This is a genomic window from Pseudoalteromonas sp. THAF3, from assembly GCF_009363775.1.
GTDB lineage: Bacteria > Pseudomonadota > Gammaproteobacteria > Enterobacterales > Alteromonadaceae > Pseudoalteromonas > Pseudoalteromonas ruthenica.
The window spans coordinates 2,817,121-2,837,229 of the sequence record NZ_CP045418.1; the positions used below are offsets into that span (position 1 = coordinate 2,817,121).

At 48.1% G+C, this 20,109-nt stretch carries 17 protein-coding genes and 3 tRNA genes; 4 read left to right on the top strand and 16 right to left on the bottom strand.

The window, feature by feature from the left end; genetic code table 11:
* The 8 genes from hflK to FIU82_RS13140 all read right to left on the bottom strand — a co-directional run bounded on the left by hflK (position 1) and on the right by FIU82_RS13140 (position 9,013).
* Entirely contained in the window at positions 1–1,179 is a 1,179-nt protein-coding gene (gene hflK / locus FIU82_RS13105; RefSeq protein WP_022945616.1) for an FtsH protease activity modulator HflK, read from the bottom strand.
* Between the two features lie 147 nt (positions 1,180–1,326).
* Complete coding sequence (gene hflX / locus FIU82_RS13110) at positions 1,327–2,610, bottom strand: ribosome rescue GTPase HflX (RefSeq protein WP_022945615.1); 1,284 nt, start codon at positions 2,608–2,610, stop codon at positions 1,327–1,329.
* 19 nt (positions 2,611–2,629) lie between these two features.
* Positions 2,630–2,890, bottom strand: coding sequence for an RNA chaperone Hfq (hfq, locus tag FIU82_RS13115; RefSeq protein ID WP_022945614.1), 261 nt, complete (start codon positions 2,888–2,890; stop codon positions 2,630–2,632).
* A gap of 78 nt (positions 2,891–2,968) precedes the next feature.
* Positions 2,969–3,886, bottom strand: coding sequence for a tRNA (adenosine(37)-N6)-dimethylallyltransferase MiaA (gene miaA / locus FIU82_RS13120; RefSeq protein ID WP_082079304.1), 918 nt, complete (start codon positions 3,884–3,886; stop codon positions 2,969–2,971).
* Between the two features lie 5 nt (positions 3,887–3,891).
* The gene (gene mutL / locus FIU82_RS13125; RefSeq protein WP_152441253.1) at positions 3,892–5,706 is read right to left on the bottom strand and encodes a DNA mismatch repair endonuclease MutL; all 1,815 of its coding nucleotides are present in this window, start codon (positions 5,704–5,706) and stop codon (positions 3,892–3,894) included.
* Positions 5,707–5,715: 9 nt separating this feature from the next.
* Positions 5,716–7,056: an N-acetylmuramoyl-L-alanine amidase gene (locus tag FIU82_RS13130; protein ID WP_022945611.1), complete on the bottom strand. Its 1,341-nt coding sequence runs from the start codon at positions 7,054–7,056 to the stop codon at positions 5,716–5,718.
* Positions 7,049–7,519 (bottom strand): tRNA (adenosine(37)-N6)-threonylcarbamoyltransferase complex ATPase subunit type 1 TsaE, encoded by a 471-nt coding sequence (gene tsaE, locus FIU82_RS13135; RefSeq protein WP_026111201.1) that lies wholly within the window; start codon positions 7,517–7,519, stop codon positions 7,049–7,051. Before tsaE ends, FIU82_RS13130 begins: the two co-directional genes overlap by 8 nt.
* Before the next feature lie 6 nt (positions 7,520–7,525).
* On the bottom strand, positions 7,526–9,013 hold the full coding sequence (locus FIU82_RS13140; RefSeq protein ID WP_152441254.1) for an NAD(P)H-hydrate dehydratase: 1,488 nt from the start codon (positions 9,011–9,013) through the stop codon (positions 7,526–7,528).
* An 11-nt stretch (positions 9,014–9,024) separates the two neighbouring features.
* On the opposite strand from FIU82_RS13140, the gene queG reads away from it, so the two are divergent.
* Complete coding sequence (queG, locus tag FIU82_RS13145) at positions 9,025–10,194, top strand: tRNA epoxyqueuosine(34) reductase QueG (protein ID WP_022945608.1); 1,170 nt, start codon at positions 9,025–9,027, stop codon at positions 10,192–10,194.
* A gap of 26 nt (positions 10,195–10,220) precedes the next feature.
* Here the strand turns inward: queG and FIU82_RS13150 are convergent, their stop codons facing one another.
* The 7 genes from FIU82_RS13150 to orn form a co-directional block, all read right to left on the bottom strand.
* Positions 10,221–11,345, bottom strand: a complete 1,125-nt coding sequence (locus tag FIU82_RS13150) for a PleD family two-component system response regulator (protein WP_152441255.1) — start codon at positions 11,343–11,345, stop codon at positions 10,221–10,223.
* Positions 11,346–11,373: 28 nt separating this feature from the next.
* Positions 11,374–13,359: an ATP-binding protein gene (locus tag FIU82_RS13155; RefSeq protein WP_253946323.1), complete on the bottom strand. Its 1,986-nt coding sequence runs from the start codon at positions 13,357–13,359 to the stop codon at positions 11,374–11,376.
* Positions 13,360–13,461: 102 nt separating this feature from the next.
* Positions 13,462–15,573: a methyl-accepting chemotaxis protein gene (locus FIU82_RS13160; protein ID WP_152441256.1), complete on the bottom strand. Its 2,112-nt coding sequence runs from the start codon at positions 15,571–15,573 to the stop codon at positions 13,462–13,464.
* Positions 15,574–15,793: 220 nt separating this feature from the next.
* A tRNA-Gly gene (locus tag FIU82_RS13165) sits at positions 15,794–15,869 on the bottom strand.
* Between the two features lie 68 nt (positions 15,870–15,937).
* Positions 15,938–16,013, bottom strand: a tRNA-Gly gene (locus FIU82_RS13170).
* 68 nt (positions 16,014–16,081) lie between these two features.
* Positions 16,082–16,157 (bottom strand) — tRNA-Gly (locus tag FIU82_RS13175).
* Positions 16,158–16,288: 131 nt separating this feature from the next.
* Positions 16,289–16,834: an oligoribonuclease gene (orn, locus tag FIU82_RS13180; protein ID WP_152441257.1), complete on the bottom strand. Its 546-nt coding sequence runs from the start codon at positions 16,832–16,834 to the stop codon at positions 16,289–16,291.
* Between the two features lie 144 nt (positions 16,835–16,978).
* Between orn and rsgA the strand changes: the two genes are divergently transcribed.
* The gene (gene rsgA, locus FIU82_RS13185; protein ID WP_152441258.1) at positions 16,979–18,037 is read left to right on the top strand and encodes a small ribosomal subunit biogenesis GTPase RsgA; all 1,059 of its coding nucleotides are present in this window, start codon (positions 16,979–16,981) and stop codon (positions 18,035–18,037) included.
* A 74-nt stretch (positions 18,038–18,111) separates the two neighbouring features.
* Positions 18,112–18,978 (top strand): archaetidylserine decarboxylase, encoded by an 867-nt coding sequence (gene asd / locus FIU82_RS13190; protein WP_045979179.1) that lies wholly within the window; start codon positions 18,112–18,114, stop codon positions 18,976–18,978.
* On the opposite strand, the gene FIU82_RS13195 is transcribed toward asd, so the two are convergent.
* Positions 18,967–19,455: a GNAT family N-acetyltransferase gene (locus FIU82_RS13195; RefSeq protein ID WP_138508054.1), complete on the bottom strand. Its 489-nt coding sequence runs from the start codon at positions 19,453–19,455 to the stop codon at positions 18,967–18,969. The two genes, asd and FIU82_RS13195, sit on opposite strands and share 12 nt — an antisense overlap.
* Before the next feature lie 78 nt (positions 19,456–19,533).
* On the opposite strand from FIU82_RS13195, the gene FIU82_RS13200 reads away from it, so the two are divergent.
* Positions 19,534–20,073 carry a glutathione peroxidase gene (locus FIU82_RS13200; RefSeq protein ID WP_130147203.1) on the top strand — a complete coding sequence of 180 codons (540 nt, stop codon included), beginning with the start codon at positions 19,534–19,536 and terminating at the stop codon, positions 20,071–20,073.
* The last annotated feature ends 36 nt before the right edge of the window (positions 20,074–20,109 follow it).

The following is a 20,109-nucleotide window of genomic DNA, read 5'->3' on the forward strand; positions in this document are numbered from 1 at the left end:
CTATCTTCCTCCGTTAAAGCGGTCTTTAGAGAAACGATCATTGCCAGAATTTACTTGGCTGTTACGCGATGCATTGGCACCTAACTTGTTGCGTAAGTCTTGAATGCTATTAGCGCTAGGCAAGGTGATTTTTTGCCCTGACTGATGCTTATCTAGCAGTTTGTCCAGCGGTAGATACATCATGTTGTTGCCACCTTCGACATCAACAAGCACCTTCGTGCTGCTGCCTAGTACTTGCTCCATAGTCTCTAGATACAAGCGTTGGCGGGTCACATCTTTCGCTGCTGCATATTCAGGCAATAGCTTTTCAAAACGAGCCACCTCACCTTGTGCTTCCAGGGTAACGCGTTCACGGTAACCTTCAGCTTCTTGGGTCATACGCGTTACTTGACCACGGGCGCGTGGCTCAATTTCACGGGCGTACGCCTCAGCTTCGCGGATGAAACGCTCTTCATCCTCTTGCGCAGCGATAGCATCATCGAACGCATCTTTTACTTCAGCAGGTGGGCGTGAGTCTTTAAAGTTCACGTCGGTCACTATCAGGCCAAGGTTATATGGTTCGATAATGTCGTTAAGCTCATCCCAGGTGTTTTGACGCACAATTTCACGACCTGTAGTGAGTACCTGGTCCATTTGCGAGTGGCCCACAACATAACGTAGAGCACTGTCCAATGCCTGCTGCAGGCTGTGATCAGCGTCAGTTACACTGTACTTGTAAAGATAAGGGTCAACCACACGGTACTGCACTTCAAACTCAACGCTCACGACGTTTTCATCTTCGGTGAGCATAAAGCCGGAAGCAGACAACGAACGCACTGCTTCGATATCAACAGGGATAACACGCTCGATAAAGGTCGCTTTCCAGCGTAAACCTGGCTGCGCAATACGGTCAAACTTACCGAATTGTAGCACCACACCTCGCTCGGCTTCTTTGACGGTGTAGAAGCCACTTAGGCCCCAGATGATCGCAGCAATTACAAGCACGATAAGCAATCCAACGCCGCCTAAACCGCCGTTTTTATTGTTACCGCCCCCTTTTTTACCACCAAACAAGCCACCAAACTTATCGCTGTACTTCTTCAGTACTTCGTCTAAATCTGGCGGTCCTTGGTCACGACCACCTTTATTGTTCCAAGGATCTTTGTCGTTGCCATTGTTACCCGGCTCGTTCCAGGCCATAGCCATACTCCATAGTTATCAATGTTTGTTGCTAGGGGTAATGCTATCGCAGCATTACCGTTGTTGTCATACTTAGTCGACAGATTTATGCCCCCAAGTTGACGCAAGAAAATCATGGTTGTCGCTACTTTAGCGCATTTTCATGCACTACGTAAGGTAGCCATCAATTTGTTCACCAATTTCCTTTTTCAATTTATTCCATTCACTCATTGGTACGTTAACGCTAAGCAGCCAGTTTCCTTGCTCATCGAAGTCCTCTGAGCTAATGCTATTGAGATTGTATAACGCGCCGCGCAGCCGCCCTTGTGAGGGGGGCACACGCAAGTCGGCATTAAGCATTTGCTTCGCGAGCAACTCACTAATAGCCTGCTTCAGTAGCTCCATTCCTTGACCTTGCTGCGCCGATAGCCAAACTCGCATCGGTTTGCCTTCATCATCGCGGTCAATGCGCGCCTCAACGTCTTCAAGCTGGTCAATCTTATTGTAGATGAGTAGCTGCGGTATTTCGTTCGCCTCAATCTCTTCTAGTACTTCTTGCACCTGCTCTATATTCTCTTTACGACGCGAGTCTGCCGCATCGATTACATGGAGCTGTAAATCGGCTTCACGAGTCTCGGTCAGCGTCGCTTTAAAGGCCGCGACTAAGTCATGCGGTAAGTGGCGGATAAAACCTACGGTATCGGCCAAAATAACACTACCGATGTCTGGCACTTCAAGCTTTCTAAGTGTTGGGTCTAAGGTCGCGAACAATTGATCCGCAGCATATACCTCAGACTCGGTAATGCGGTTGAATAGCGTTGATTTCCCAGCGTTAGTGTAGCCAACCAGAGAGACACTCGGGATTTCGTTGCGGTTACGTGCACGACGACCCTGCTCGCGCTGTTTAGCGACCTTATCTAAACGCTTTAAAATACTTTTAATGCGCCCTCGTAACAGCCGTCTATCGGTCTCGAGTTGCGTCTCACCGGGGCCGCGTAAGCCAATACCGCCCTTTTGTCTTTCTAAGTGCGTCCAACCACGTATTAAACGGGTGGAGATATGCCGTAGCTGCGCCAATTCAACTTGTAATTTACCCTCGTGGGTGCGGGCGCGCTGAGCAAAAATATCAAGGATAAGGGCAGTTCTGTCGAGCACACGACATTGACACAACTTTTCCAAGTTGCGCTCTTGTGATGGGCTTAATTCGTGGTTGAATATAATGACATCTGCGTTGTGGGATTTGACAATCTCAGCTATCTCTTCTGCCTTCCCCGTGCCGACGAAAAGCTTCGGGTGTGGTGCCTGGCGACTGCCTTGCACAACCGCCAGACTGCTAACACCTGCAGAAGATACCAACATTTCCAACTCATGAAGATCTTCTCTATCGCCTTCATGGGGAAATTCGATGTGAACTAAGACTGCCTGTTCGCCGGCTTCATAACGGTCAAACAAGCATTATGCTCCTACTGATTTAATAATTCCCTTCTTCTGACTCCGGTGCGTCGAGTCCTTGCGCACCATGAAAATTCACTGCTCGGGCTGGCACAACAGTGGAAATTGCGTGCTTATATACCATCTGATTTACAGTGTTCTCTAATAAAATGACAAATTGGTCGAAAGACTGAATCTTGCCTTGCAGTTTTATGCCGTTGACTAAAAAAATTGAAACAGGAATACGCTCACGACGTAGCGCATTCAAAAATGGGTCTTGTAACGATTGGCCTTTTGCCATTGTTATTTTCCTTCGTTTTAGGTGTTATTATGTATCTAGTTCAGGACTGACTCTAAAGAAAAAAACGTCCCAATAATACTAGCTTAGCGAACTTACTATACGTTGCAAGTTTTCTTGGTCCCCGCTTTCAAGCCACGTTAGGTTCTGCCAACCTCGAAGCCAGGTTAGCTGCCTTTTCGCCAACTGACGCGTAGCAGCTACTCCACGAAAAACCATTTCATCATAATCAATTTCACCCGCGATGTAATCCCACATTTGTCTATACCCTACGCAACGAATAGAAGGCAGATCCGGGTGCAAATCCTTCCTGTTATATAGGGACAAAACTTCGTTTTCAAACCCCTGCTCGAGCATTATTTGGAATCTTTTCTCTATACGCTGGTGCAAAACGCGACGATCGCTTGGCGCAATAGCAAATTGATGAACTGGAAACCCTAGGGATTGTGCCTTCGTTTGCTGCAGTTCAGTCATACTCTTACCGCTGATACGGTATACCTCTAAGGCGCGATTAATTCGCTGTGAATCATTGGCGTTAATTTTCGCCGCTGCCTGCGGGTCCACCTGCTGTAACTGCTGATGTAACGCCGGCCATCCATGCTCTTTTGCTTCGGCTTCGAGGGCAGCTCGAATGTCTGCATCAGCTTCAGGTAGTGGCGATAGCCCTTCGAGTAAGCCTTTGAAATACATCATAGTACCACCTACTAACAAGGGTACTTTGCCTTGATTATGTAGCTGTTCGATGTGCGCTAGGGCGTCGCGGCGAAAGTCAGCCATGGAGTAGCTCTGTGCCGGGTCAACAATGTCAATAAGTCGATGGGGTGCCAACGCACGTTCTTGCGCATCAGGTTTGGCGGTGCCGATATCCATTCCTTTATACACCAAGGCGGAATCGACGCTGATCACTTCGGTATCGAAGTGTTGGCATAAATCAATGGCTAAGGCGGTTTTTCCTGAGGCGGTAGGCCCCATTAAACAGATAACGGGCAATGAACTCACAAGGCTTAAACACTTAATTGACTGACGTATTGGGATAGCTCTATTTTAACGGCTTTTTGCTGTAATTGCTGAACAATTTCTGGAGTATTCTGTAACTGTGTCTGCCAAGTTGCAAAGTCATTACCATTGAAATAATTGCTCGGCGTAGATGCCGCAAGCCACGTGAGAAAATCCTGCTGTGAACTCTCAGCCGTCAACTGCGCGCTGAGTATCTGCTCAATCACTCGCTTGGCATCGCTGGCATATAAACTGCTAGGTAGACGCTTTACCATGGCAAATTGTTTTTCAAGCTGGATATCGAACCCTAACACCGAGAGCCAGGATTGCAGTCCTTGCAAACACGCCAACTCCTTATCTTGCAAGGCCACACGCACAGGTAACAACAATGCACGACTACTTAGCTGCGCTTCAGCTTCGAGTTGCTGCTGCCAAGCCAGCGGTAACACCTGACGCCAGTGGCTAAGGTGTAACTGCCCTTGCACACTCACTGCACAGTGGCCATCCGTTAAGGGCAGAAGTGACACACTCTCAGCGGCTACATGCTCCGCAGGGGCTGACTCAGCCACATGATTGAACTCATGAGCCTGTACTTCACTGATCCCTTGATAAAACTGATTCGCTTGAGCAATACGTTGGGCATCAACAGGGTGCGCACGCGTGCTCGCTGGCGCTGAATCTCGATAGCTTGAACCAGAGCGACTGGCCGTTCCCATAAGCTGTCCCGATTGCTGATTATCAGGACTAGGACGCAATTGCGATTTGGGGTAAGCAGGACTGTCACTGTGAGCAGCGCTTGCGGGTGATATCGAGGGTTGCGGTATTAGCGTTTGCTCACTGGCCACCAGCTGTTGCACCGCCTGTAAAATAAAGTCATGGACTAATCGCGCCTGATGGAAGCGCACCTCATGCTTGGCCGGATGCACGTTAACATCAACCTGGCGGGGGTCGACTTCTAGGTAAAGTACAAATGCCGGCACTTGCGCTTGTTGGGTATGTTCTTCAAAGGCTTGACGAATAGCGTGTAAAATCAATTTGTCGCGCATCATGCGGCCATTAACATAGGTGTACTGCGGCTCTGTTTGCGTGTGCTGAGGCATAATCCAGCCATGCAAATACAGCCCTTGGTCACCACTTTGTAAATGCATTCCCTGGCTGGCAAAGCCTTTGCCCGCGACCTGAGCAATACGCTTTACTGCACCCGCGTCGTCCGCCGACACTGGCCGATATTGGCGCACTACTTTAGCGTTGTGGGTTAAGGTAATGGCAATATCGAAGCGGCTTAAGGCAATGCGCTTTAGCAGCTCATCAATATGGTTGAACTCAGTTTTTTCGGTTCGTAAGAATTTGCGCCGTGCGGGGGTGTTGAAAAATAAGTCTTTAACTTCAATGGTGGTGCCATCAGGATGCGCTGTTGGCTGCACCTGCACGGCCATATCACGTCCCTCAGCAAAGGCTTGCCAAGCTTCATTTTGCTGGGCAGGCTTGGACTTTAACGTTAGTCGCGATACCGAGCTTATGGAGGCGAGCGCCTCGCCACGAAAGCCTAAGGAGTTAATACATTCTAAATCATCCAGTGTTTTTAATTTACTGGTAGCATGGCGTGAAAGCGCGAGGGTGAGCTCATCTTTGACTATACCCGAACCATTGTCGGTAATGCGGATCAGTTTATGGCCGCCGCGTTCAATATCAACGCGAATACGTGTCGCTCCCGCATCTAAGCTGTTTTCAACCAACTCTTTCACGACAGAAGCGGGACGCTCAACTACTTCACCGGCAGCGATTTGGTTAGCTAATCGCGCCGGTAATATCGCTATACTCATATACGCTCGTTAGGTATTAGGAATGGTTAACACTTGGCCAATGTAGACTGTGTCTGTTTTTAGCTTATTGACGCGTTTAATAGCCCCGACAGAGACGCCATAACGACTCGCCACAACACTTAACGACTCACCGCGACGAATCTTATGTCGTGTTGGGTTTTGTGCCTTAATCGTTGCAAAGAGCGAGTCATCAGGGGGGTTATTACGGTAATAACCACGAATTGATCTGAACACTGCCTTAGCTAGTTTTTCTTGGTGCGCCGCCGTTTTCAGCAACCGCTCTTCTTGAGGATTGGATATAAACCCCGTTTCCACCAAGATAGAGGGAATATCTGGCGATTTCAGTACTGCTAAACTCGCCGCTTGCGGATAGCGTTTATGCATTTTCGCCACTTTTCGTAATTCTTTGATGGCCTCTTCAGCCACTTTAAAGCCAGTTTTCATGGAGTGATCCATGGACATGTCGAGTAGCGTCTGCGCTAAATACTTTTCGCTGGCCGTGTCGCGGATGGCATCCGCAGCCCCCCCAAGTAATTCAGAGTGTTTTTCCCTATCCTCAATCCACTTACCTATTTCTGAATTAGCCCGACGCAGAGACAACACCCACACCGACGCTCCTCGCGGCTGTGGGCTGGTAAAGGCATCAGCGTGGATTGACACTAAAAAGTCAGCTTTGCGTTTGCGCGCTTTGGTGCTGCGGTTATTGAGTTTGACGTAATAATCTCCGCTGCGAACCATGTAGGCTTGCATGCCCCGCTCGGCATTAATCAATCGCTCTAAGCGTTTAGCTACTTGCAAAGTGATGTCTTTCTCATAGGTGCCGCTTGGGCCAATAGAGCCTGGGTCTTCACCGCCGTGACCCGCATCGATCGCGATAACAATGTCACGATTGGTTTCTAATACTCTATTTTTTGGTATGTTTTGGGCTTGTTGACCGTCACTTTTATCGTAAAGGTCAATGACTAATCGGTCTTTATACGGCCCAGTAGGAGCCAAAGAAAAAATAACCGGCTTAGTGGCTTTGAGTAACTCAAACACCACTCGAGTGGAACCCGACTTTTTCGGCGTGCTAGGACGGATTTTATCAACAATTTGGTGCTTCTTTTCAATTGCTGGGTAGTCTTTACGATGCGCAGTATTATTGATATCAACGACGAGGCGTAATGGATTCTTCAGCATGAAATAGCTGAAGTCTGGCTTTTCTTGCATATCAAACACCACCCGCGTGCTATCGGGTGATGGCCATACACGCACGTTTTCTATGGTGTTTTTAGCTGCCGCCACTGTTGCCCATACGAGCAACATGGCGCACAAGGTTGCCTTGCTTGCGGTTATGATTATTTTAAGCATTGCCTTTTAACTTTGTTACTACATCAGCGCCACGCTCAGATTTTGCGTCGATACTGATCTCACGCGCTTCCCCTGTATACTCTAGCGTGATTTCTAAATCAGCGCGAGGAATTACCCCCTCACCTTTACTAGGCCACTCCAAAATACACACCGCGCGGTTATCGAAATAATCCCGAATGCCCATGAATTCGAGCTCTTCTGGGTCAGCTAATCGATATAAATCAAAATGATATACTTTGACCTGCGCTAGTTCATAAGGTTCAACTAAGGTATAAGTTGGACTCTTAACCTTACCTTTATGACCCAGCCCTTGCACGATTCCACGCGTGAGCGTGGTTTTCCCCGCCCCTAAGTCACCGTACATATAGATCACCGCACCGTCAGCGATAAGTGGAGCTAGTTGCGCCCCGAATGCGACGGTTGCTTGCTCATCCGCTAAATATTGGTCAAACCGCATGGTCATTATTGCTTACCCTATCAAAGCTCGTACTACTGGAAATAAATCACTGGCGAGCAACCCTTTGCTGCCCTCACTGCTTGCTTGCTGGGCCGCTAAGCCGTGCACATAAGCTCCCACACAGGCACTGTCATGTGAGCTAACGCCCTGCGCTAGCAACGCGCCAATTATACCAGATAATACATCACCCATGCCGCCACTCGCTAGTGCGTTACTGCCACTGCTGTTAATTGTTAATTTATCAGCGCTACAAATAAGTGTACCCGGACCTTTCAACAGCACCGTTGCTTGGTATGAACGCGCCAACTCCTGCACCTTGGCAAAGCGATTGGCTTCCACCTCAGTAACGGAGCTTTGCAATAATCGCGCAGCCTCTTTGGGGTGCGGCGTCAAAACACAATCAGAGAGTCGCTGTGGATGCTGTGCCAATAGGTTTAATGCATCCGCATCCAGCACTTTTAATCGTTTGTGTTCATAGCCAAGAACCGTGCTGAGCATCTGTTGCGCCCACTGACACTGCCCTAATCCAGGCCCAATAACGACGACGTTGGCTTTTTCCAATAGTGCTGTGAGTTGCTGAGCAGTTGTTACCCCGTGAACCATAAGCTCATAGCAACCTTGGCTTATGGTTTGCACATTATCTGGATGGGTAGCCACACTCACCAAACCGGCCCCTGTTCGTAGTGCCGCTTCACTGGCTAATCGCGCTGCGCCCGCCATTCCTAGCCCCCCCGCGACAACTAAAACATGACCGGCATTATTCTTGTGACTGCCTAGATCCCGAACTGGCCGCTTGCGCATCATCGATGCATGATCATTCAAGCAAGCCACTGCACTACACTGGCGGTAAAAAGCCTGTTCTATTGCCAATGGCGCAAACCATAAGTGACCACATTGGGTTTTAGCACGACCGCTCAATAGACCCTGCTTTAAGGCAATAAACGTCAGTGTATGGTGGGCATTAAAGGCATTATTATGTACCTGCGCACTGTGGGCATCGACCCCGCTGGGGACGTCAATGGCGATACGCATCACCTTAGCGGCATTTACTCTTGCCAATACATCAGCAATAGGTTCCGGCAAAGCACGATTAAGGCCAATGCCAAAGATAGCATCCACCACTATATGATAATGATGTAGACTTGCGTCTTGAACACACTCCCCACCGCTTTGTTTAAAGCGCTCGTACATGGTTGCGGCATCTCCCTTCAGAGTATGCAAAGCGACCAACGGCCATACCTTAACATCATACCCTTGTTGGCGTAATTCAGTGGCGACCACAAAGCCATCACCGGCGTTGTTACCACCACCACTAAGCACAATAACGCGTTTTTTTTCGTCGTAGTGTTGTTGTATCCAATGAGCCACGGTACTACCCGCTCGGTGCATTAGCTCCTGCATACTCACTCCGCTGTGCTTGGCAGCGGCAGCTTCATATTGCTGCAATTGTTGGGGAGTAAATACCAGCTGTGGTAAATTAGTACTGTAATGACTATCCATGGTTTTCACTTTTGCCGAATAACACCATTAATTATCCTGAACTAGCACAGCAAATTAAGCAATGGGCGAGCGAGCTTGGTTTTGCCGATGCGGCTATTTGTGACATAGATCTCAGTGCTCATGAAGCACAATTACAACGTTGGCTTGAGCTTGGCTATCATGGCGAAATGAACTTTATGGCCGAGCATGGCACCAAGCGCTCCCGGCCAGACGAACTGGTACCGGGTACTCAGCGCGTCATCGCGTTAAAGATGCACTATTTACCCCCAGACGCGGGCTTTGCCCGCACCCTGAAGAACCCTCAGTTGGCCTATATCAGCCGTTATGCTCTGGGCCGCGATTATCACAAGCTGATGCGTAACCGTATAAAAAAGCTCGGCCAGCGTATTGCGCAAGTTGCTGAAGGTTTGGGGTTTCGTCCTTTTGTTGACTCCGCGCCGGTGCTTGAGCGCCAGCTTGCGGCTAAGGCTGGCTTAGGCTTTACCGGAAAGCATAGCTTATTGATAGACAAACAAGCAGGGTCATGGTTTTTCCTCGGGGAGCTGTTTGTGGATATTCCGCTGCCAGTTGATGACCCTGACATCCGACAAGCCACCCAAGGAGAGTGCGGCAGTTGCGTCGCGTGCATGACCATGTGCCCCACAGGGGCTATCGTTGAACCCTATGTGATTGATGCGCGAAAATGTATTTCCTATTTAACCATTGAGCTTAAAGGCGCTATTCCTGAGCAATACCGAACAGCGATGGGCAATCGTATTTATGGCTGTGACGACTGCCAGTTAATTTGCCCGTGGAACCGTTATGGCGAGATCACCGCAGAGTCTGACTTCCATGCCCGCGCCCAGCTTAAAGATCAGCCACTATTGACGCTATTTAGCTGGGATGAAGAGACGTTTTTAACTAATACCGAAGGCAGCCCCATCCGCCGTATTGGCCACCAACGCTGGCTTCGTAATATTGCCATTGCCTTGGGTAACGCGCCCTACGATAGCGCTATTGTAGAGGCGTTAATGGCTAGGTTGAAAGGAGCTAGTGACTTGGTTGCAGAGCATATTCATTGGGCACTCGCGCAGCAACAACAAAAGCGTGAGGCACTGAGCGTGACAGTCACGGCACATACAAAGAAAACTCAGCGATTGATCCGCGCCGTACAAAAAGGGCTTCCCAGAGACGCAGAGTAATCTCAGAGCGCTCTATTTTTACCACGTTAGTTGAGCAATTTAGCGAGATCTTGCTCAATGCGAGAAAATGCTGCCTGCAAGTTCTCCACCGACTCCTCTCGGGCCACCGAGCGTTGGATAGTGTCGTCTACCTTTTGGTAGATAAAAGCTTCTTGATCATCGTCTAAGCCCATAGTGGGAATACGCTCCTCAAGCTCCTCTTGTAACGCGCGAAATACTTTTTCATTATCGCTGCGCGTTTGATTCACCGCACCGATGAGCTCACGGAATTGTGCTTCAATACGCGATACCGCCTCCCCCAACTGCGCTTGGCGCTTTTGCAGCGCTTGTTTGGTCATAATGGCGGTGAGTTGCTGCTCGGTCACACTGACTAAAAAACATACATGATCGCGAATACGGCCATGCTTTTCGGGTTCTTTCTCTGGCATATTCAGGATCAGTAAGCTCACTTTCTCGTAGTTAACCAACAATCGCTGCGAGAACTCGTGTAAACGCCCCCGGGTTTTTAGCATATCGAAAAGCTCAACGACAATGGGGGAGCACCCTCCACTTAATGAGAAGTGCTGTACGCCGTCATCCAATCGCAACTCAGCATTACTTTGTAAGCCAAAACGGTTTAAACAGCTGAGCAGTTCTTTGCCTAACTCTTGGGGCTCCCAAATTTGCCCAATACGCTCAACAAAATTGACGATTTCGCCCATTTCGCTGCTATTAGCCATAGCGTTAAAAGCGGTGGACGTGGCATCGTCAACTTGCTTTTGTAAGTCTTCTTGCTCGTCAAGATACCCTTTGAGCTTCATCAACTTTGATTTGAGTTCATCGTGACTGAAAGGTTTAACAATGTAGTCTTCTGCGCCTACAGCGTAACCCTCCATGCGCTCTTCTACCGTGCCCCGCGCAGATACAAACATGACCACAATATCTTCGGTTTCTGGGTTCGCTTTAAGTTGGCGACAGACATCATAGCCGTTCATATCTGGCATGCTGACATCAAGCAAAATAATATCCGGCTTAAACTCCCCCACCACCGCGAGGCAAGCTGGCCCACTGTCGACCATTTTCAGCTCAAACCCCTGATCATCGAGAATTTCTTCAATGATTTCTAGATTATATTCTTCATCATCTACTGCTAATACCCGTTGCACTGTCATCGTATTGACCTTCCCTTATTCAAGCTTGTTATTCTACCTGCTTATGCGGCGGCGCCTGAGTTTCTTGTGCTTGCTGAACTTTTGGCAAGCTTATTTCTATAATAGTGCCTCCTTTAGGATTTTGCTTAGCATGAATGCGGCCATGATGCAGCGCCACAAACTCTCGGCATATCGCCAATCCTAAACCTGTTCCCCCGGCCCCTCGATTGGTTTGGCTACTTTGGGAGAATTTATCAAAGACATGTTCTAGCTCGTTTTCTGGGATACCTACACCATGATCAACCACTTGAATTCCCAAGTTGTCACCATCCTCATGTAAGTAAATGTCTATTTCACTTCCTTCGGTGCTAAATTTAAGCGCATTTCCTAATAGATTAGTTATTACTTGAGTTATTTGCGCACCATCGCAGTCAATGTGACTATTCACACCGTTATCATGGAGTTTTATATTGATGTGTTTTTCCATCGCCGTGCCAGACACATCGGTAATGCTCGATTCAATCAACTTACAAACGTCAGCTCGGCTCGGGCAAAAAGGAAATTTGCCAACGTCTAATTTCGACAAATCAAGTAAGTTATTAAGTAATGACAGTAAGCGCTCGCCGCTAGTATGAATACGGTTGAGATACTTGCTTAACTTATCAATAGGTGTTTCGCCATTGCCCAACTTGTCGAGCCCGAATCGCGAAAAGCTGAGTATAGAATGCATCGGGGTGCGCAGTTCGTGGGACATATTGGCCAGGAACTCTGATTTACTGCGGCTTGCGGCTTCCGCCTGGTCCTTAGCTAACTCCAGCTCCCGAGTGCGCTCCTTGACGCGGATTTCGAGCTCATCTCGCGCTTCTTCAAGTAACACTTGACGTTCTTTTAGATTAGTCACATTTTTAAAGATGACGGCGTAGGCAATCGCACCGTGATAGTCAATTTCACTGAAGGAGCCGACCATAGGGATCAGTCCGCGCTTCGAGGTTTGCACTTCAAGCTCACAGCTATGCTGGTTTAAGCTAGATTTCGAACGCATAGTTTGCAGTAAGGTTTGCTCTGAGCTTGGGCTCAAAAATTGAAACAGGGTGTGCTTTGCGAGCTCAGTTTGATTTAGGTTCAGTAACCTCGCCGCAGCGTCATTGGCGTCAATCAGGCTGCCATTACGGGCAAACAAAATCACTGCGTCAGGGGTGTTTTTGAATACTACGCGTAACAAACTGTCTTTTTCAATGAGTGCATCGACGGTGTCTTGTAACCGCTCAAGTAGCTGCGCATTGTTACGTTTGAGGAGCTCTGTCTGCCATGCTTTATGCACCGATTTAAGGACAATACTTTGATCCGCTGGCAGCTCAATAACATCATCCACACCACTGCGGATCACTTCCAGTAAATTTGCTTTATCTCCTTGGTTTATAAGCAAGATACAACGGCAATGTGATTGTATCCTTTTAACCTGTAAATACACATCACTGCCACTATCCCCTTGCACTTGGTAATGACAGAGCAAAATATCAATATGTGTTCCGTTGGCAATTTCCAACGCCTGAGTAAGAGAGTGAGCACCGAGTACGCTAATGTGCGCGCCTGTCAGCCACTGTTGGATATGTGCCTGGCTATCGTGTGGACTCACATGAAGCACTTGCGGCAAGGCTATCGACTGCGGTCCGTCAATCTCTAAAATGCTTTCTAATAGCGCACTGATTTCTTTGTTTTCATAAAAAGGATAAATAACCTGAGCTTCAATAAACAGCTTATTGAGCTCGGCGAAGCTTGCAAATACTTCCCCTTGTTCAGCCTTGGGCGCCAATAACGCGACATTACAGGTGCTGAGGGCTTGCTTGAGGTCACAAGCGAGCGCCATGGGAATGCCATGGGCAAGGATATACATATCATAATCATTGGGCTCCATGGCCTCTAAATTAGCAAAGTGCAGCAGCTCGACCTCACAATCGAGCAGCTCTAGCAGTACTTTAATACGCATAGCAAGCACTGTTGTTGCATCTATGATCAATATCCGTCGCTTCACCATGCTTTCACCAAGCCCTCTACCCTAGTTTTAAACGTAGACGTACTTTTGCCTAGTTGGCAACTTTATATTCAACTTAAGCCATTGAACCTAAAGAAGAAGCGCTTAAGTCTTCAAACGACTCAGTTGCGCATCTTGCTCTTCAACCAAGGCAATGAGCTCTTTCGACCCAGACCCTGTTTGCTGGGCCAAGTCGGCCAAGTGCGAGGCAGCATCGGAAATGAGCGTTAAATTGCGATTGATTTCTTCAGTGACCGAGCTTTGCTCCTCAGCAGCTGTGGCTATGTGAGTCACTTGATTGGTAATTTCATTCACTTTTTCTACCACTTCATGAAGCGCATCAAACGCGGATGACGTTTGCGATACAGCGGTATCGGCGCGTGACACACCCTGCTCTATGATGGTTGATGCACTGCCCACTTCTTGTTGCAAGCGGGTAATAAGCTCACTGATGTCGTCTGTGGAAGCACGTGTTTTCGACGCTAGTGCACGAACTTCGTCAGCCACCACAGCAAAGCCTCGTCCTTGTTCACCTGCTCGAGCCGCTTCGATAGCAGCATTCAGTGCAAGCAGATTCGTTTGCTCGGCAATGGTGCGGATCACATCGAGTATCTGATTAATGTCATTACTGCGTGAAGCGACCTTACCCACCGCCACATTGGCATCATTGATCTCCGTAGACATGGTTTGTACTTGGTCAACAGCTTGCGACAAACTGTGCTCACTGGCTTGCACTAATTTATTAATTTCTTCCGTTTGCTGTGCTGATTGCTCTGAGGCGCGGGCCACTTCCAACGCCGTGGAGCTCATTTCGTTCATTGCCGCCACTACACTCTCAATTTCAGCAAACTGTTTCTCTACATTTTCTTGGGTTTGTGTGGCCACTTGCGAGGCACTGTCGGCTTGCTCCATGGTTTGTGATGAGAGTTGCTTAAGCTGAGAGATAAGAATACGTAATTTGTCGATAAAGGCATTAAAACCGCTCCCCAAAGCGATAAGTTCGGCGTGCGTATCAACATTCAGCGACTGTGTTAAATCTCCCTCAGCGCTGGCCAAGTTTTCCATACGCATACGAATGGTATCAATAGGGCCTACAATGGTTCGGGTAAGCCAGTACATCATAGTCGCAGCGCCTGCAAGTACCGCAATGGCAACGATAATAAGTACTGACTTCAGCGCATCAGCGTTATCTTCCAAGTTTTGCTGTAACTCCTGAGCGCCCGCCATGGCCAGTGACTCAGGTACTTCAACAACCAAACGCCAAGTAGAGTCGGCTAGTTTTACATCCAGTGGGTAATTAACAACGAATGCGTCACCCACCAGCTCAACGCTTGCTGTACTGCTCTTTATTGCCGCCATAAGTGGTTTATCCACCACCTCAGCAAATGGTTTTCCTAACTGCTCGGTGTAATGGCTACTGCCCACCACCAATCCCATTGAGCTTATTAAAGAGACTTTGCTTTGGCCTTGATAGAGGTTCGCCGAGAGCTGCTCAGTGATTTTCTGAAAAATAGGTAGGTTTAAATCGACCCCGGCTACGCCTAAAAAACGCCCTTGATGAACGATGGGAGCGGTCAGCGAGGTCATCATCTCGGAATACCCTGGCGAAATCTCATAAAGATAGGGCTCCATTAAACAAGGTTTGAGTGTATCTTTCGCACACAGATACCACTCGGCTTCGCGCAACCCCATATCATTGATAGTAGCGACGTGTTTTTCTCTCGCATCTTCCACAACTTGCTGCTCAATTGAACCACTTTGGCTTCGAGTCATATAGATTTCCAAGGAGCCATGACCAGGTACAGAATGTTGGTGGCCGCTGATAAACTGGTTGTCTAAACCGTCATAGGCATTATCTTCAAACTGAGTATAAACGGAAGATACCAGCTCATTTTGCGCCAATATCGCCCGGTCTATTCGCTCCACTTCATCCCTGTCCAGTGGTTGGTTTTTTGTACGACCAAGAATCCCAGCTAAGGTATAAGGAATTCGATAGGCTTCATTGATAAAACCAAGGATTTTCTCACCATCTAAGCCGGCCTTAGCCAACAGCTTATCCTCAACCTCTTGGCGCACAAGCACCCTGGATTCACTGGAAACGGCGCTATTACTTTGCTCCAATTGCCACCATAAAATACCAATAAGCAGCAACACAGTGACCAATAAGGCACCACAGCTAGCAAGTAAGAGTTTTTTAGCAAGAGACTGATTTCGCATTACTTCTTTACCTTTTGAACGAACCTGAAATAAAGCTTAGTCGAGCCAGCCAGAATAGGAAACCGCCATCACGAGGATCAGCACAAAAGAGCACCAAAATACATGCAGTCATAGCCACTGCGGGGGAGATCTTTAATACATCAACAATACCAGCTTGGCTGCATGCTTTATACGCGATACATGTGGGAATAAAACTGAGTTTTGAGTGTGTTTAGTGAGTTGGAGCGGCACACGAGGTTCGAACTCGTGACCTCAACCTTGGCAAGGTTGCGCTCTACCAGCTGAGCTAGTGCCGCTTCATTGTTTGCTCGGGGTTGCGCAGCTGAGCTTGGGCTGCAAACTGTTAGTAACAACAGTAAAAGTTTGGAGCGGCACACGAGGTTCGAACTCGTGACCTCAACCTTGGCAAGGTTGCGCTCTACCAGCTGAGCTAGTGCCGCTTCATTGTTTGCTCTGGATTGTGCAGCTGAGCTTGGGCTGCAAACTGTTAGCAACAACAGTAAAAGTTTGGAGCGGCACACGAGGTTCGAACTCGTGACCTCAACCTTGGCAAGGTTGCGCTCTACCAGCTGAGCTAGTGCCGCTTCATGTGTAACAGCGAGACTGCTACATAGCGCTTAATTTAAGCACACCGACTAATGCGGGGTGTTCGTCTTAAGCGGGGCAGGATTTTACAAGAATACCTTGTCTTTGCAAGCCCTTTTTTGCGGTTTTTTTAAATTTTGAACACTTCTGTACGATAAACCTGCAATTCCATAATTGAGTCTTTGATATCGTCCAATGCTAAGTGCGAGCCCTTTTTCTCAACTTTATCTAATACCTCAGGCTGCCAACGTCGAGCCAACTCTTTAATGGTACTGACATCGATGTTGCGGTAATGGAAGAAATTATCGAGCTCAGGCATGTAACGCACTAGAAAGCGACGGTCTTGACCAATGGAGTTCCCACATAAAGGCGATGCGCCTGCAGGGACCCACTGCTCTAAAAACGCCAATGTTTCAGCCATGGCTTGATGCTCGCTAACCTCGCTTTGTTGGCAGCGTTTAGTCAATCCCGATTTACCATGTTGGTTAGTACACCACGCGTCCATATTGTTGAGTAATTCGTCGCTTTGGTGAATAGCAATCACTGGGCCCTGGGCGAGGATGTTTAACTCGCTGTCGGTAACAATGGTGGCAATTTCCATAATGCGGTCGTGACCGGGATTCAAGCCGGTCATTTCCAAGTCTAACCAGACCAGGTTTGTTTTGCTTACAGCCATAGTCGTGCGCCCTGCTTCTCTTTCGGTTTGCTGCGATTAGTTATATCATATTAGCTTCATACGCAGACCTAAAGCCTTTTTTACACCGTCCTTATTTACTCCAAATAGGACAGTGCCAAGATGGGCATGAACGAAAGAGATTCCGTGGCCAAAAAACAGAAATTGTCGAAAGGGCAAGCGCGACGTATACGCGCTAATCACCAGAAACGCTTACAGCGGGTAAAGTCCGATGCCAGCAAGGCGGCAGAGCTGGAGCTTGATAGCCAGAATTTAGGCGCGGCTGAACCGGCTCTCGTTGTCAGCCGCTTCGGTCAGCATGCCGATGTGGAAACAGCGGATGCCGAAGTATTACGCTGTAATATTCGCCGCACGATATCCAGCTTGGTCTGTGGTGACAAAGTGATGTTCCGCCGCGCAAAAGTCAGTGAAGGCGATATCGCCGGAGTGGTTGAGTTAGTAGAAGAGCGACATTCGCAACTAACCCGCCCTGATTTTTACGATGGTGTCAAAGTAGTGGCTGCCAATGTCGATCAAATTCTAATGATCTCTGCGGTGGTGCCGGAATTTAGCACACAAATAATCGACCGTTATATCGTCGCGTGTGAAGACATGGGTATTCCTCCCGTGCTGCTTTTGAATAAAGTGGACCTACTCGACGATGAGGACCGTGAGCTATTTGCCGATTACCTCGCTGAGTACGCTCATTTAGGCTATCAGGTGATGATGGTCAGTAGCGAAAGCGGTGAAGGCATGGATACACTAAAGGCAATGTTGGCGGATAACAACAGCATCTTTGTTGGCCAAAGTGGGGTTGGCAAATCAAGCTTAGTCAATGCCTTGTTGCCTGATGCCGATATCCTTACCAAGACCGTATCGAGCAATAGCGGCTTAGGTCAACACACCACAACCGTGTCTCGTTTACATCATCTCCCCAGTGGCGGCAACTTAATCGACTCCCCAGGGATCCGCGAATTTGGCCTATGGCATTTAGAGCCCGAGCGCGTCGCTTGGTGCTTTAAAGAGTTTCGTCAATATTTGGGCGGCTGTAAGTTCCGTGATTGTAAACATCTAGATGATCCGGGCTGTCTACTGCGAGAGGCTGTAGAACAAGGCGAAATTGCCGATTTTCGCTTTGAGAACTATCACCGCATAATAGAATCAATGGCCGATGGCCGTGCTGGCGCTCGCAATCCACGAGTGTAGCACCCAAAGGCCGGTAACTGGCCTTTACTCTTTGGTTTCGTTACCATTTAACAAATTACAGTGGAATCTACACAGTGAATTTAGACAAAGTAAAAATCGCTTTTCAATATGCGCTACCAAAACACGGCGTATCACGCTTAGTTGGAAAATTAGCCGCAGCAAAGGCGGGCAAGCTTACCACCTCACTCATTAAGCTTTTTATCAAGCAATATAAAATTGATATGAGCGAAGCGCAGCATGAGGACCCAAGTCACTACCAAAGCTTTAACGAGTTTTTCACTCGCCCACTCAAAGCCGGTATCCGCCCGCTTTGCGAAGACGACAATATTATCGCTCACCCAGTTGATGGGGCCATTAGCCAACTTGGTGATATTAATGAGGGTCAATTACTGCAAGCCAAAGGCCATCATTATAGTGTGCAGACTTTACTTGGAGGCAACCAAGCCGATGCAGAGCCCTTCTTAGGCGGTAAGTTCGCCACCATTTACCTTGCACCGAAAGATTACCACCGTATTCACATGCCAGTAGACGGCACCTTAAAACGGATGATCTATGTACCTGGCGATTTATTCTCTGTAAATCCATTAACGGCGCAAAACGTACCCAACTTATTTGCCCGCAACGAGCGCGTGGTGGCAATATTTGATACAGACATTGGCCCGCTAGCGATGGTACTGGTAGGCGCTACCATTGTTGCCAGCATCGAAACTGTGTGGGCTGGGACAGTCACGCCACCAGCAGGTAAAGATGTATTCAGCTGGGATTACCCAAGCGAAGGAAACCGCGCAGTGAAGCTGAAAAAAGGTGAGGAAATGGGCCGCTTCAAGCTTGGCTCCACAGTCATTCTAGCGTGGGGAGCTAATCAGGCTGACTTTCTTGACGATCAAGTTCCCGAGGCCACCACGCGCATGGGCACAGCGTTTGCAAAACTACGCGACTAGCGACTTGCCAAGGATGGTCAAGCTGTATAATTGACCATCCATTCTCGCTACATCTGGCAGTTGCCCCCACACCGAAAATCCCGCCGAAGTAAAAAGCCCGATACTGGGTTTATTATGACTAAATATAAAAGCTAAGAGATTCTCAATTGCCAGTGTATGGGCATGAGCTTCGACGAAGTTAAGCGCTTTTCGTCCCAATCCTTGTCCTCTTACCGATTCACATAAATAAATGGCAACCTCTACGGTGCCGTCGTAAGCGGGACGGCCATAAAAAGATTTGAAACTCAACCAACCCACAACTCGCTCATCTTGTTTGTAAACGAAAATGGGCCGCTCAGGCGTATGACCTAGAAACCACGAGCGACGCTCTTCAACAGTGACCGGCTCAGTGTCTGCGGTCACCATGCGACTGGCGATAGTCTGGTTGTAAATATCTACGATACGAGGCAAATCACTTAATTCAGCGGTTTCAAACATAAATAATGGTTGCTAAAAATGATCATTTACATTGATAGTATCGTACTCTGCGAGACAAACAATGAAAAGGCGACGGTCATGATCCGATTCACTCTCAGCACCCTAAGCGCTGCGTTATTACTGCTTAGCTCTACAGTCGAAGCCAGCGAATGTGGCGATTTCACCGATGTTGAAGTGCGTAAGCTACGCTCAGAGCAAAGCATTAATCTTTGCCAATTTAAAGATAAGCCTTTGCTTATTGTTAATACGGCCAGCAACTGTGGTTTTACACCGCAGTTCAAAGAGCTTGAGCAGCTGCATCAAAAGTACAAAGATCAAGGCTTGGTGGTGTTAGGGTTTCCATCTGACGATTTTTTCCAAGAGGAAGATGACGAAAAAGACACTGCTGAAGTGTGCTACATCAATTATGGTGTGACCTTCACTATGCTCGCGCCGACGCCGGTGAGGGGCGACGATGCTCATCCGGTATTTCAATTTTTGAACGAGCAAACCAGCTCTCCAAATTGGAATTTTTACAAGTACTTAGTGTCAAAGGATAGACAACAGGTGCAACGCTTTAACAGCCGCACAAAACCAATGTCAGAAACGCTTACCCAAGCTGTTGAGCAAGCGCTATAATGACAAATCATTATGTTTGTCTAAACTTAATGGCAG